The organism is Azospirillum sp., from assembly GCF_050789165.1.
The window spans coordinates 22,645-35,714 of the sequence record NZ_JBOZRT010000149.1 but is presented as its reverse complement, the minus strand read 5'-3'; the positions used below and the strand labels follow the sequence as shown (position 1 = coordinate 35,714).

Annotated in this window: 10 protein-coding genes; 7 read left to right on the top strand and 3 right to left on the bottom strand. The window is 69.1% G+C overall.

The features are described 5' to 3' along the window. Positions 1 to 65: 65 nt before the first annotated feature. Positions 66 to 1,490 (bottom strand): undecaprenyl-phosphate galactose phosphotransferase WbaP, encoded by a 1,425-nt coding sequence (wbaP, locus tag ACRWK7_RS30795; protein ID WP_431860976.1) that lies wholly within the window; start codon positions 1,488 to 1,490, stop codon positions 66 to 68. 322 nt (positions 1,491 to 1,812) lie between these two features. Here wbaP and ACRWK7_RS30790 point away from each other — a divergent pair, with 322 nt between their 5' ends. Further along, the gene (locus tag ACRWK7_RS30790) at positions 1,813 to 2,835 is read left to right on the top strand and encodes a radical SAM protein (RefSeq protein WP_431860974.1); all 1,023 of its coding nucleotides are present in this window, start codon (positions 1,813 to 1,815) and stop codon (positions 2,833 to 2,835) included. A 4-nt stretch (positions 2,836 to 2,839) separates the two neighbouring features. Here ACRWK7_RS30790 and ACRWK7_RS30785 read toward each other — a convergent pair whose 3' ends face one another. Then, positions 2,840 to 3,793, bottom strand: coding sequence for a hypothetical protein (locus tag ACRWK7_RS30785; protein ID WP_431860972.1), 954 nt, complete (start codon positions 3,791 to 3,793; stop codon positions 2,840 to 2,842). A gap of 121 nt (positions 3,794 to 3,914) precedes the next feature. Between ACRWK7_RS30785 and ACRWK7_RS30780 the strand changes: the two genes are divergently transcribed. From ACRWK7_RS30780 to asnB, 6 genes are all read left to right on the top strand, one after another. Beyond that, positions 3,915 to 5,108, top strand: a complete 1,194-nt coding sequence (locus ACRWK7_RS30780; RefSeq protein ID WP_431860970.1) for a glycosyltransferase family 9 protein — start codon at positions 3,915 to 3,917, stop codon at positions 5,106 to 5,108. 6 nt (positions 5,109 to 5,114) lie between these two features. Next, complete coding sequence (locus tag ACRWK7_RS30775) at positions 5,115 to 6,290, top strand: glycosyltransferase family 4 protein (protein ID WP_431860969.1); 1,176 nt, start codon at positions 5,115 to 5,117, stop codon at positions 6,288 to 6,290. A gap of 100 nt (positions 6,291 to 6,390) precedes the next feature. Next, positions 6,391 to 7,101: a class I SAM-dependent methyltransferase gene (locus tag ACRWK7_RS30770; RefSeq protein WP_431860967.1), complete on the top strand. Its 711-nt coding sequence runs from the start codon at positions 6,391 to 6,393 to the stop codon at positions 7,099 to 7,101. Next, positions 7,098 to 8,639: a hypothetical protein gene (locus tag ACRWK7_RS30765; protein ID WP_431860965.1), complete on the top strand. Its 1,542-nt coding sequence runs from the start codon at positions 7,098 to 7,100 to the stop codon at positions 8,637 to 8,639. Before ACRWK7_RS30770 ends, ACRWK7_RS30765 begins: the two co-directional genes overlap by 4 nt. 82 nt (positions 8,640 to 8,721) lie before the next feature. Further along, entirely contained in the window at positions 8,722 to 9,924 is a 1,203-nt protein-coding gene (locus tag ACRWK7_RS30760) for an O-antigen ligase family protein (protein ID WP_431860963.1), read from the top strand. A 13-nt stretch (positions 9,925 to 9,937) separates the two neighbouring features. Beyond that, the gene (gene asnB, locus ACRWK7_RS30755) at positions 9,938 to 11,785 is read left to right on the top strand and encodes an asparagine synthase (glutamine-hydrolyzing) (protein WP_431860961.1); all 1,848 of its coding nucleotides are present in this window, start codon (positions 9,938 to 9,940) and stop codon (positions 11,783 to 11,785) included. Here asnB and ACRWK7_RS30750 read toward each other — a convergent pair. Next, positions 11,782 to 12,957, bottom strand: coding sequence for a glycosyltransferase (locus ACRWK7_RS30750; protein WP_431860959.1), 1,176 nt, complete (start codon positions 12,955 to 12,957; stop codon positions 11,782 to 11,784). The genes asnB and ACRWK7_RS30750 overlap by 4 nt on opposite strands. Positions 12,958 to 13,070: the final 113 nt, after the last annotated feature.

Genomic DNA, 13,070 nt, shown 5'->3' with positions numbered 1-13,070 from the left:
AGATAGGGGGTGTCCGCGCGCAGGCATGCAGAACCAATCCTTTCCACAGCTTGCGGTGAGGTCGGTCAGGACGCGCCGATGCGGCGGAGTACGACGGGCACGGTTTTCGCCAGGATTGCGATATCGTGCCAGAGCGACCAGTTCTTCACGTACCAGATGTCGTAGAAGACGCGGTCGTCGTAGGTGGTGGTGCTGCGTCCGCGCACCTGCCACAGCCCGGTCATGCCCGGTCGCGTCTCGAGGTAGAACGCGACGTCGCGGCCGTAGAAGCGCAGTTCCTCGGCGGTGACCGGCCGCGGACCGACGAGGCTCATCTCGCCGCGCAGCACGTTGAGCAACTGAGGCAGCTCGTCCAGGCTGGTTGACCGCAGGACGCGGCCGACCGGCGTCACGCGCGGGTCGGCGCGCAGCTTGAAGGTGCGCCCCCACTCCGCCGCCGCTTCGGGGTTTTCCGCGAGATGGGCGGACAGCATGCGGTCGGCGTCCGGCACCATCGTGCGGAACTTCAGGCAGCCGAACGGCCGGCCGGCGCGTCCGACACGGCGGTGACGGTAGAGTACCGGGCCGCCGCCCCGGGCGATCAGCATCGCGAAGATCGCGAACATCGGGGTCAGCAGCAGGAGCAGAACGCTCGCCACGGCGACGTCGAACGCGAGCTTCACGGCCCGGCTCAGCGGCTGCGCCAGGTTGTTGCGCGCCTGCATCATCATCACGTCCCGGCCGATGAAGTACATCTGGTCGAAGCCAAGAATGGGCAGGCCCCGCAGGGGCGGGATCACGGCAAAGGGAAGGCGCTCGCGCACGAGGTCGGCGAGCAGCGCGCCACGTTGCAGGACCTCGGTGCCGGACAGCGCCAGCACCACCATCCGCGCTCCCCGCGTTTCGCACAGCTCGGCCCAGGAGCGGCCGGCCACCTGCCTCTCGATGCATTCGAGCGAGACGACGTCGGCGACGGTGTACCCGAGGCTGGTTTCCGAGGCGAGCGCCTCGCAGGCGTCGCGAGCGTCCTCGCCGTCCCCGACCACCATGACCGGCAGCCGCCAAAGCCCCCAGGAGTCGAGGAGGGCGCGCCCGGCGCGACGGGCGACCGGCACCAGCGCCGCCGCCAGGAACCACGAGGCCACCAGCCAGAGACGCGAGAAGTCGCGCTTGAGCGCGAACAGCAGGAAGCCGTCACCGAGCAGCGTCAGCGAGCATCCGACCACCACGTCGCGCAGCTCGATCCAGGCGGGTAGGCGCCGCCGATAATGGCCGCCCGCGTGGAAACGCAGCAACAGCAGGGCTCCCAGCGGGCCGTATTGCACCAGCCGGGGCCACGCGTTGTCGGCGATGAAGTCGAGGTAGGGAAGCCCGAATGCCCAGACGTTGACCGCCATGGCGAACAGTGCGGCACCGGCGAAGGCCAGCGCCAGGGCCGCGGTGTCCATGGCGAGCAGAACCCCGCACCGCACGGAACTGGCGTGCTTCAGGCTGTGGGTGTAATCGGCCATGCCCTGGAATGCGCTCAAGGTACCGTGCTGTGGAATTGCCATGACCGTACGTTCGGAGGAACCATTCCCGGAGTGCACCATATACGGTCCTGATGTCCAACGCCAGAACTGGCACCGACAACGTGTTCAGGATGGAGCATGTTGCAATCAGAATTTGGGTCGGCGGCGCTTGGGTCGGAGGATTGCGGTGGGGTGTCCGCCGTTGGCGCAACCTTTCGGCACCCCTCTGGCGTCATGTCCTGCGCTTTGCACTGGCGCGAATGAGCGCCGCCGTGTTTCAACTGTGAGGACGAGCGAAGGAAATTCGAGGTCCTGGATCACCATGTTCAAGGCGGACAGCGCGACGCTGCTCAAACTGAACGCGCTGGTGCGGAGCAACCGCCTGAAGTTCGCGGGTGTGCTGGCGGCCGATCTGCTGGGGCTGCGCTACACCGTGGTCCGCATGGATCCGGCGGTGGCCTGCAACCTGCGCTGCGCCATGTGCTACTACAGTGATCCGGACTGGTACGCCGGCAATGCCGGTCCGCGCTTTGCGCCCGATCAGGTGGAGCGGATCGCCGCAGAGTTCTTTCCAGAGGCGCTCCAGGTGTTCGTCGGTTGCGGTTCGGAACCGACGATGTGGAAGGGATATCCGGACATCGTCCGGCTTGCCAAGGAGCATGGCGTACCGTTCGTGTCGCTGGTCACCAACGCCCAGCTGCTCACCCGGCCAGCCGTGGACGAGCTTCTGGCGCACGGGCTGGACGAGATCATCGTGTCGGTGCACGGCACCGAGGCGGAGACCTACGAGCGGCTGATGAAGGGCGCCCGCTGGCAGCGCCTGCACGACAATCTGGCGATGCTGGCCGAGGCGCGCCGCGCGGCCGGACGGGCCGGCCCGGCGCTGCGCCTGAACTACACGGTGAACAACGATAACCTCGCCCAGATGACGGCGCTCTTGTCGGTGTTCGGCGTCTACGGCCCGTCGACGATCCAGATCCGGCCGATGGCCGACCTCGGCCGGACCGCCTACACGGACAAGGATCTGCGGCGGTCGCTGGACGCCTACGGCTCTGCGGTCGCGCGGCTTCGCGGGGAGTGCGCGGCGGCCGGCGTGCGGTTGTTCGCCAACATCGAGGATCCGCTCTACAGAAAGCGCAACCGCCGGGCCGTAGTCTACGAGCACGCCGTGCTGCGGTACATCAGGCCGCAGCGGGTCTGGCAGGAGGGGTTCGACCCGATGACGGGTTCCTATGCCGACCTGAAGCGCCAAATCGGTTTCCGCCGCTCCCTGGCGCGCTGGGCCACGCTGGGCTCGCAGGAACTTGAGCGTGCGTCGTTCCTGACCACCTCGGACGTGCTCTGACCGGTCACCAGTAGGCGCCGTTCTCCACCAGCCGGTTCGCCGCCGGCGTTTCCTCCGGCAGCGGGCGGCACCAATGCGCGTTGACCAGGGGGGCGACCTCGGCGGCGCCGTCGAAGCGCCGGCCCAGGATGCCGAACAGCACCTGCGTGGCGCCGCCGGTATGGATGCCGATGCGCCCCAGCCGCTTGGCGTGCGCGCACAGCGGGATGGACAGCGCGCCGGCTCCCACCACCGCCACGTCGAAGGGCTCGCGTTCGAGCTCCTCGGCCATCGCCTTGTGGCGCGCGAACCAGTCGGCGTGGGCAGGTGGGGCGAGCGCCGGGCTGAACGGCGCGGTCACCACCCGCAGGTCGACGTCGGGCAGCAGCGGCGTCGTGGTGGGCCAGACGGCGCTACGCCGCGCGTACTGCGCGGCGGCCGTGCGGGCGAAGGGGGTCACCACCACCACCCGCTTGCCTTCCAGTGCGCGGGTCCAGGGGGCGGCGAAGCGGTAGGGCTCAAGCCCTTCGACGTTGATGCAGCGCGCCCGCGGGGCCGCCGTGCGGACCACCCGCGCCTCTCCCTCGTTGTACCAGACCCCCAGAAGGTCGACGGCGCCCAACCGCTCCAGGAAAAACTCGGAGAAGCGCGCCAGCGTCCGGTCGTCGGGTGGAAAGACCCCGGGGCCGACCAGCGCCTCGTCCCGCAGCCAAGCGGGAAAACGGGCCGTGCGGCCACCGGACGCCAACCAGCGCAGCACGATGCGCAGTTCGGAATTGCCGATCTTGCCGATGGCCGCCGGCCGCCCGTCCAGGATCGTCTCGGCGATGGCCCGGTTGGCTTCGTCGGGTCCGGCCACGGCGTGGGTGCAGGTGAACCACGCTCCGCGCAGCCGCCGCGGCATGCCGCGCAGCCGGTAGTCGGGATCCACCACTTGGGCGAACCGGCGCAGCCGGTTGCGCAGCGCCACGCTCATCATGGGGGTATCGGGCCGTCATGGCGGCGATCGTTGAGGTGGAACAAGCGGCCCCGATGGGTTTATTGACACAGAGGCGTATTACAGTCGCTCCGCACGCGGACTGCAAGGCGGATCGCGGCTGATGCTCGCGGAACGGGTTGCCAAATTCCAGGCGTTGATATATCGCCGGTTGCCGCAACGCACGGAGCGGGAGGAACGAATGTTGGGGCGCCAGCCCGTCGGCCCGAAGATCGGGCCGAGCCGCCGGTCCAGGCGTGTCCTCATATACAGGCTGGGCAGCATCGGCGACACGCTGGTTGCGCTGCCGGCGCTGAAGTTGATCCGGCGCTCGCTCCCCGGCGCGGAGTTCGCTTTGCTCACGGCGCGTGCCGGTGCCCCCGAGACCGGTGTGCCGGCCCTTCTGCGTGGTAGCGGGCTTGCCGACACCGTCATCGAGTACGACGTCGGGGAACGGCATCCGGCCGCGCTGCTCGCGCTCCGCCGGCAGATTCGGGATTTCGCCCCGGACCTCCTTGTCTACCTGGCCGAGCAACGGGGCTTGGCCGCCGCGTGGCGCGATTGGCTGTTCTTCCGTCTGTGCGGCATTCCGCAAATCGTCGGCGTGCCACTCACGCCCGACCTCGTCCGCCACCGCTGCGAGGCGGAAACCGGCCTCTGCGAGGCGGAGGCCGCAAGGCTGGCCCGCACGCTCGCTCCCCTGGGGGACGCGCGGCTGGACGCGCCCGAGAGCTGGGATCCTGACCTGCTTCCCGACGAAGAGGAGGAGGCGGAGCGCCGGTTCGCCGGGTGGCAAGGAACGGCCGATTTCATCGCCGCCTGCATTGGGGTGCGCTCGCCTGTTCGCGACTGGGGTGAGGCGAACTGGACGGCCCTGTTCACGCGCCTGGCGGCCCGTACGCCTTCCCTCGGTCTGATGCTGCTGGGGGGAGCGGCCGACCGGGAGCGTTCGGACCGCTTGGCCGCGCTCTGGCCTGGGCCGGTCCTGGTCAGCGTGCAGCCGAATCCCCGGGTGCACATGGCGATGTTGAGGCGGGCCAGGATGTTCGTGGGTGTCGATAGCGGGCCCATGCACATGGCGGCGGCCGTCGGCGTGCCGACCGTGGCGATCTTCGCCGGCAACAACCTTCCCGGAATCTGGTTCCCCGGCAACGGACGGCACAGCGTGCTCTACCATCCCACGCCCTGCGCGGGGTGCGCCCTCAGCCGTTGCGTCGAGCAGCGCGGCGCGTGCCTTGCCGGCATCGGCGTGGACCGGGTTCTGGAAGCCTGCACGGCGACCCTGGCGTCCGCGCCGCCCCACCGTTCAAAGCCGTAGGGCGCCATGCCTCCGACCCGGATCGCCGTCCTCGCCACGCACCCCATTCAATATCAGGCGCCGCTCTTCCGCCGTCTGGCGCAGGAGCCGGACATCGCACTGAAGGTGTTCTTCTGCAGCGATTTCTCGACCCGGGCCTTCTTTGATACGGAGTTCGCCACGACGGTCGAATGGGACGTTCCACTGTTGGAGGGCTACGACAGCGAGGTGCTGCCGGCGTGGCGGCCCTGGCCGCACCCGCAGACGTTCTGGCGGCCGTTCAACCGGGGCCTGTCCCGCCGGCTGAAGCAGGGGGGCTTCGATTGGCTGCTGATCCTGAACTATCACCGCTTCATCAGCTATCAGGCGGCGGTCGCCGCCCGCGCGTTGGGCGTGCGCGTGGCGGTGCGCGACGAACCGACGGCCACCAGCGCCGCGCGCGGGCCGTTGAAGCAGGCGCTGAAGCGCGCGTTTTTCGCCGCCTACGCCCCGCTGGTCGACCGCTTCCTCGCCATCGGCACGCTCAACGCAGCCTATTGGCGTATGCTCGGCGTTCCCGAGCGCAAGCTTGGCTTTATGCCCTACGCGGTCGACAACACCTTCTTCCGCGCCCGTAACGGGGGCGGCACCGCGGAGTTGCGCCGCAGCCTGGGCATCCCGGAGGGGGCTCCCATCATTCTCTACGCCTCCAAGATGCACCCCCGCAAACATCCCGAGCATCTGCTGGAGGCGTTCCGCCGCCTGCCGGGCATGTCCCGTGTTCCGCACCTGATCTTCATCGGGGACGGCGAGATGCGCGCCGAACTCGAACAGCGCGCCGCCGGCATGGACACCGTTCGGTTCCTCGGTTTCAGGGGACAACGGGAACTGCAGTCGTGGTACGCGCTGTGCGACGTTTTCGTGCTGCCCTCGGTCCGCGAAACCTGGGGGCTGGTGGTGAACGAGGTGATGAACCTCGGCAAGGCGGTCATCGTGAGCGATCAGGTCGGCAGCGGCGCCGACCTCGTCCACGACGGCGACAACGGGTTCATCTATCCCGCCGGCGACATCGACGCGCTGGCCCGCACCCTGCACGAGACGCTGGCCGATCCGGAGCGCGCCCCGCGCATGGGCCGGCGCAGCCTTGAGATCGTCGGCGGGTGGGACTTCGAGGCCGACGTCCGCGGCCTGCGCCGGGCACTCGGCCTCGGCGAGGGAAGCTGAGGGCGGGCCGCTTGTCTCCGGTTGATAACGGCGGTGTATTGTTTCTAGAATTCGGTGTGGCCACGCCGTCGCGATGTCACCGTATGCGAACATTGGGCTCATGATTTCGAACGCCGTTCATCCGGATGCCTCCGCCGCCCCGGTCGGCGCCGACACCGCCTCGCCGGCTCCGGTGCGTGTGCAGTACGGATGCGGCTGGTCGGTGCAGGCGGGCTGGCAGAACTTCGATGCATCGCCCACCTTGCGGTTCGAGAAGCTTCCCTTGATCGGAAGGTTGTACGTCAAGAACGCGGCACCCTTTCCGGACGGAGCCCGCTTCGGCGACATCGTCAAGGGACTGCCTTTCCCCGACAGCACCGTCGACTGCGTCTACGCCAGCCACGTGCTGGAACATTTGTCCTACCAGGATTGCCGGCGGGCTCTTCGCAACACTTATCGGATGCTGAAGCCGGGCGGAACGTTCCGGCTGGTGGTGCCCGACCTGCAATGGCGTGCGGCCGCGTATCTGCAGGCCTTGGCTGCTGGAGACCGTCAGGCCGCCACGGCCTTCATGAGGTCCACCCTGCTGGGTGTCGAGGAGCGCCCCCGCGGCCTGTTCGGGTGGCTCGGCATGCTGTTTGGCAACAGCGCGCACCTCTGGATGTGGGACGAGGCTTCGCTCACCGATGCTTTGAAGGAGGCGGGCTTCGCAACGGTCCGGCGCTGTCGGTTCGGCGATGCCGACATTGCTGATTTCGCGATGGTCGAGGAGAAAAGCCGCTTCTACGAGGGCGATCAGGCCGAACTGGCGCTCGAAGCGAGGAAAGGATGATCGTGCGGCCCCCGACCAACGACGGGCTCCTGCGCCGTCTGGCCGCCGGTTATGGAATGCAGGGCATCAATCTTGCGGTTCTGCTGTCGCTCCAACTCCTCGTCGTTCCGATCTTCCTTCATTTTTGGAGCATGCAGGCCTACGGCAGGTGGCTTGCGCTCAACGCCGCAGCCGGATTTTTCGGGCTGGCCGACTTCGGTGTCGTGGCTGCGCTCGGCAACCGTCTGCGCGCTGCCTGGAGCCGCGGCGAGGCTGAGATGTACCGCCGCCTGTTCCAGGTGGGGCTGGGCGTGTGTAGCGGACTGACCGTCGCCGGCACGGCGTTGCTGCTGGCCTCCGCTTCGATCCTCGACGTGTCGGGCCTGCTTGGACTCACGGAGGAAGCTGACGCCGAAACCACGTTCGTGCTGCTCGGCCTCATGCACCTGCTGGGAATTCCACGCGCGTTGGTCGTCTCGATCTACTCGGCCCGGGGTGAGCATGGCCGTGAGACCGGTGTCAACCTCATCTATTTCGGCGCCATGCTTGTGGTGCCGGCGGCGAGCGCGGGTCTTGGAGGCGGCCTGCTCGGAACCGCCGCGGCCAATCTTGCGGCGAGCGTCCTGCTGGGCTGGGGCGTTGTGCTCGCGGACGTGCGGCGACGCTACGCCGACCTGCCGCTGCGCATACGCCCTCCGAACCGGGGCGAACTGGCGGAACTGGTGGCCAGGGCGCCCTTCTATTCGGTCACGGCGACCGCGGCGCTGGTTCACATGCAGATGCCGGTCGTGCTGCTGGGACTGATGGCGGAGCCCGGGGCAACCGTTGCCTTCACGACGATGCGCACCTTTACCGGCCTGACGCGGCAGGCGGCGACGCAGCTTTTCATCGTCGCCTCGCTGGAGATGGCGCGCCAGCATGCGCAACGGGACGCCGCCGGCATCGTGCGCATGTACGCGGAATCCGGACGGATGATCGGTGGGCTGTCCGGGCTCCTCATGGGGATGAGCATGGTTCTGGGGCCGGCATTCTTCGTCCTGTGGACCAAGGGTGCCGTTGCCTTCGATCCGGTTCTGGCGGGCATCTTCCTGGGAACCACGCTGGCGCTGGGGCCTAGTCTGGGCAGCACGTGGCTCCTGCGGCACACCGATCATCCCAGGACGTTGGCGGCAGCCTTCGCGTTGCAGATACCGCTTGGCGCCGGACTGTGCGTTGCGCTGCTGGCGGCCGGGCTTGGCCCGGTGGGAGCGGCCTTGGCCGTCGGAGCGGCGGAACTGGTGACGCCAGGCCTTCGGTCCGTTGCCGTGGTCGGCCGCCTTCTCGAGGTGCGGATGCTGACGTTTTTGGGGCCGCTCTATGGCACGGCGGTCCTGAGCCTGTTGTTCGGTGCCGGCGCGGCGTTGGCTGCGGATTGGCTGGCACCGCCCGGCAGTCTTTCCGGGTTGATGGTGACCATGGGACTGTGGACGGTGCTGGCCGTGGGGCCGGCCTACTACCTTCTGCTCGACGCACGCCAGCGCACGACCCTGGTGTGCCGATTGGCACGGGAGTTCCGATGAGGGAAATGGACGCGCGGGACGGCCGCGGCGCCAAGACGGCGATGTGCGGATACACCGACGAGGGCCGGCCGGCCGGAGCATCATGAGCAAATACGTAGACGTCATCTACGCGGCCATCATCGTCAGCATGACGGTCACGTTCTTCTGGACAGGCACTGCCGGCGCCATCGTGCAAGGCACCGTGGTGGCGCTTCTGCTGCCCATCTACATCCAGTTGATGCTGCGAAGAATGCGGCCCGGCGTCCTGCTCCAGCTGCTTTACGTGCCGGTCGGCTACACCATGATCGCCCTGATCAGTACGCTGATCAACATCGAGAACTACGTCGAAGACGGCGTGGTCATGGCGGTTGTCGTATCGCTGAACGTCGCTTTCATGCTGTTCACCGCGAGCCTTATCGCTTCCGACAGCGATCCGCATCTGCCCGAGCGTGTTCTTCGATGGTGCGGCGTCCTGATGCTCGGTTTCCTTCTCTACGCGCTTGCGACGTTGGAGCACGCAACCGACGGCGACCGGTTCACTACCGAGCATACCCATCCCAACTGGTGGGGGATGCTCTGCTTCGGGGTGACGTGCTGTTCTCTTTTCTACCGCCGCAAGCGGGCACTGTTCGTAATCTCGAATGTGGTGTCGGTCTTCATGATGTACTTGGCCCAGTCGCGCGGCGCCATGGCCGGAGTCGCGGTCGCCCTGTTGCTCTACGGCCTGATTGCCGGCGCGCAGAGCGCGGCGCGTCGCCCCGGCCTGGTCATCGGCACGACGCTCGGCGGCATCGGCGTTCTCTCCCTCGGCCTCATCGGCTTCAACTGGAGCAAGGTCGAGAGCATTGTGCTCGATTTCCTCTACGAGGACGTCCTGTTCCTCCATGATGAGAACCGCGGTCTGGAAAGCGGTCTGACTGGACGTGTCGACGCCTGGATCGACGCGTGGGAGATCTGGTTGGAAAACCCGCTGCTCGGAACCGGCTTCGGAACCAACTCGGACGTCCACAACGGATTCCTCATCATCGGATCGGAAGGCGGTCTGGTCTACTTTCTATTCGTTCTGGCTTTGCTCGCGGCGGGCATCAAGCGGGCCGGCCAGCGCCAGCCGGCGCTGCTGGCGACGCTGGTCGGCTATATGGTGCTGATCATGACGTATCCGCGCAGCATCAACCTGAACTTCGGCGCGATCGTCTTCGAAGTCGCGCTTCTGGCGGCGATCTCGCGGAAGGGCGTCTCGCCGGGATTTCGTTCCGAAGCATCGGGCGCCCTCACGCGTTCCGGCGAGCCGTCGGCCGTGCCTTAGGGGGGCCCTCGCCATGTGCGGCATCGCGGGCATTCTGGCTTTGGGCCGCGACCACCGGCGGGTTGACGGGAACGAGCTGGACCGGCTCGGCGCGGCGCTGGCGGCGCGGGGGCCGGACGGGCAGGGCGCGTGGATCGACACCGCCGGCCGGATAGGCCTTGCACACCGGCGGCTCGCCATCATCGCGCCCGGCCCCGAAGGCGGGCAACCCATGGTGTCGGCCGACGGCCGGCTGTGTATCAGCTTCAACGGCGAGATCTACAACCACCACGACCTGCGCGCTGAGCTTCAGTCGGAAGGCGCGGTCTTCCGCACCACGTCCGACACGGAGGTGCTGCTGCACCTCTACGACCGGTACGGGGCCGCGCTGGTCGAGCGGCTGGAGGGCATGTATGCCTTTGCGCTGTGGGATGCGGCGCGGCAGGGCCTGCTGTTGGCGCGCGACCCGTTCGGCATCAAGCCGCTCTATCTTTCCGAAGGACGGGGCATGCTGCGCTTCGCCTCGCAGGTGAAGGCGCTGGCCGCAAGCACCGGAACGGGCCGGGGCGAAGGCGACGGGCCCGACCCGGCGGGCGTTGCCGGCTTCCTGCTGCTGGGCTACGTGCCCGAGCCGCACACCCTCCACCGCTCCGTCCGGGCCTTGCCCGCGGGCACGGCGCTGTGGGCGGACGCCGATGGGGTGAGCCGTCCGCAGGCGCATTTCTGTCCGCGCCAGACGCTGCTGGCGGCTGCGCCGGCGGAAGTGGGAGAGGCGGAGCGCCGCGCCCGGCTCCGGGCGGCGGCGGCCGGCAGCGTCCGGCGCCATTTGGTTGCCGACGTGCCGGTGGGGCTGTTCCTGTCGGCAGGTGTCGATTCCGGTACTCTGCTGGCGCTCGCGAGGGCGGAGGCGGGACCGGGCATGCCGGCGCTGACCCTGGCGTTCGAGGAATACCGCGGCACCGGCGACGACGAGGCTCCCATCGCCGAACGGGTCGCCACGGTCTGCGAAGCGCGGAGTGAAACGCATTGGGCGACCGGCGCGGCCTTTCGCGCCGATGCGGAACGGGTGCTCGCGGCGATGGACCAGCCCTCCACCGACGGCGTCAACACCTGGCTGGTCAGTCAGGCCGCCGCCCGGCGCGGCCTCAAGGTGGCACTGTCGGGAGTCGGCGGCGACGAGCTGCTGGGCGGCTATCCGGGGTTTCGCCAGATTCCCCGCCTGGCGGCGGCGCTGCGCCCGTTCGGCCGGGTGCCGGGGCTCGGCAGGGCGGTGCGGGCGGTGTCGGCCCCGGCGCTCGGCCGGCTGACCTCGCCGAAATACGCCGGTGTTCTCGAGTACGGGACGACGGTGCCGGACGCTTGGTTGCTGCGCCGGGCCCTGTTCATGCCGTGGGAGCTGCCCGCGGTGATCGACCCCGCCCTGGCGCGGGCCGGGTGGGAGGCGCTGGATCTGCGCGGCCGCCTCGCCGCCACAGTACAGGGCGTGGACGCGCCACACCTCCAGGTCATGCTGCTGGAGCTGTCCTGGTACATGCGGAGCCAGCTGCTGCGCGACGCCGACTGGGCCGGTATGGCACATGGAGTGGAGATCCGCACGCCGTTGGTCGACCGCGCCCTCTTCCGCGGGCTCGCCCCGCTGATTCGCGCCGCCCGCCCGCCGGACAAGGCGGACCTGCTCGCCGCCGCCGGCCCGGCGGTCAGCGCGGTGCTGGCCGGCCGGCCGAAGACCGGCTTCACCGTACCGGTTCGCCGCTGGCTCATGGAGGGCGGCGAAGCCGTGGCGGTGGAGCGCGGGGGGCGCGGCTGGGCCCGCCATCTGCTCGCCCGCTTGCCTGGAGCATCGGACTGGCTCGTGCCAGCGATGACTCCGGGCCGAGGCTAGACCTCTTCCGTAACCAGCCGCCACAGCCGGTCGGCGACCGGTGCCAGGGCATACCGGTCCGCGGCCAGGCGACGGGCTGCCGCGCCCATAGCGGCGAGTCGCTCCACGCTCAGCGCCTGCGCGCGCTCCATCGCGGATCGTGCGCCCGATGCGTCGGCGGCGAACACGAGGCCGGCGCCCTCCTCCTCCAGGTCGTCCCACGCCATGCCGCGGGTCACCAGCGCCGGCCGTCCCGAGGCCAGCGCTTCAACCACCGCATTGCCGAAGTTCTCGCGCAGCCCCCCCTCGCCGAGGCCGGACGGCAACACGACCAGATCGCTTTCGGCCAGCAGCGCCCGGACCCCGTCCGGCCGCAGGTAGCCGCGCAGCTCGACCGCCCCGTTCGCAGAGGCGGCCAGCCGGGCGAATTCGGCGGCGTAGCTGCCGTCGCCGCTGCCGGCGACGAGGAAGCGGTCGCCTGGGCGCCGGGTGGCGAGCCACGCCCGCAGGAAGGGCAGAATCCCCTTTTCCGGCGACAGTCGCCCGATGTAGCCGGTCACCCTCCGGCCGTCGTGCGCCCGCGGCGGCAGCGGCGGCCATTCCCGCAGATCGACGGCGTTCGGCACCACCGCCACCGGAACCGTCGGCAGCAGGTCCCGCACGCCGTCCGCCTCCACCGTGCTGGTGGCGTGGACGGCCCGCGCCATCGTCAGCGTCGGCAGCGTCACCATCCGGTAGAACAGCCATTTCAGCGGCTTGCGCCGGCGGATGTGCTCGATGTGGCCGGGCATGAGGCCGCCGCGCACGGCGACCACGAAGGGGCGGCGTAGCATCCGGCACGCGAGCCCGGCGAGACTGGTCGGCCAGGTGGCGATGCCGCTGATGTAGACCGCCTCGGCCTGCCGGCAGACGCGAAGGATCTCCGGGGCCGCGCCGATGCCCAGGCCCCAGCGTTTCCAGCCGTGCGCCCGGTAGAGGTGGACGGGCACCGCCGCAGGCAGACCGACCTCGGCCGGCCGCAGGTGCGGCGTTCCCTCCGACGCGTCGCTCGCGCACAGGGCAAAGGGACGGCCGGCCGCCGCCCAGGCGCCGGCGATGCGCGCCGTGGATTCCGCGATGCCGCCATAGCCGACCGCCGGAGCGATGTGTGTGGTGACGAGCGCCACGCGGGGCGGAGGGATCGGGTCTGGCATCTCGGTCCGTGACAAAGGGCGGCTGACGGTAGGAAAACCGCCGGCCTCTGGCAACCTCCTCGACAGCGCCGCGGACCTGCCGATACGATCCGGCCGGCTTTCCATGGGCAAGA

Coding starts and splice junctions, on each gene's coding strand:
- ACRWK7_RS30775 (WP_431860969.1), top strand. CDS start 5,115: ATGCCTCCGACCCGGATCGCCGTCCTCGCCACGCACCCCATTCAATAT.
- ACRWK7_RS30790 (WP_431860974.1), top strand. CDS start 1,813: ATGTTCAAGGCGGACAGCGCGACGCTGCTCAAACTGAACGCGCTGGTG.
- asnB (WP_431860961.1), top strand. CDS start 9,938: ATGTGCGGCATCGCGGGCATTCTGGCTTTGGGCCGCGACCACCGGCGG.
- ACRWK7_RS30760 (WP_431860963.1), top strand. CDS start 8,722: ATGAGCAAATACGTAGACGTCATCTACGCGGCCATCATCGTCAGCATG.
- ACRWK7_RS30750 (WP_431860959.1), bottom strand. CDS start 12,957: ATGCCAGACCCGATCCCTCCGCCCCGCGTGGCGCTCGTCACCACACAC.
- ACRWK7_RS30780 (WP_431860970.1), top strand. CDS start 3,915: ATGCTCGCGGAACGGGTTGCCAAATTCCAGGCGTTGATATATCGCCGG.
- ACRWK7_RS30770 (WP_431860967.1), top strand. CDS start 6,391: ATGATTTCGAACGCCGTTCATCCGGATGCCTCCGCCGCCCCGGTCGGC.
- ACRWK7_RS30785 (WP_431860972.1), bottom strand. CDS start 3,793: ATGATGAGCGTGGCGCTGCGCAACCGGCTGCGCCGGTTCGCCCAAGTG.
- ACRWK7_RS30765 (WP_431860965.1), top strand. CDS start 7,098: ATGATCGTGCGGCCCCCGACCAACGACGGGCTCCTGCGCCGTCTGGCC.
- wbaP (WP_431860976.1), bottom strand. CDS start 1,490: ATGGCCGATTACACCCACAGCCTGAAGCACGCCAGTTCCGTGCGGTGC.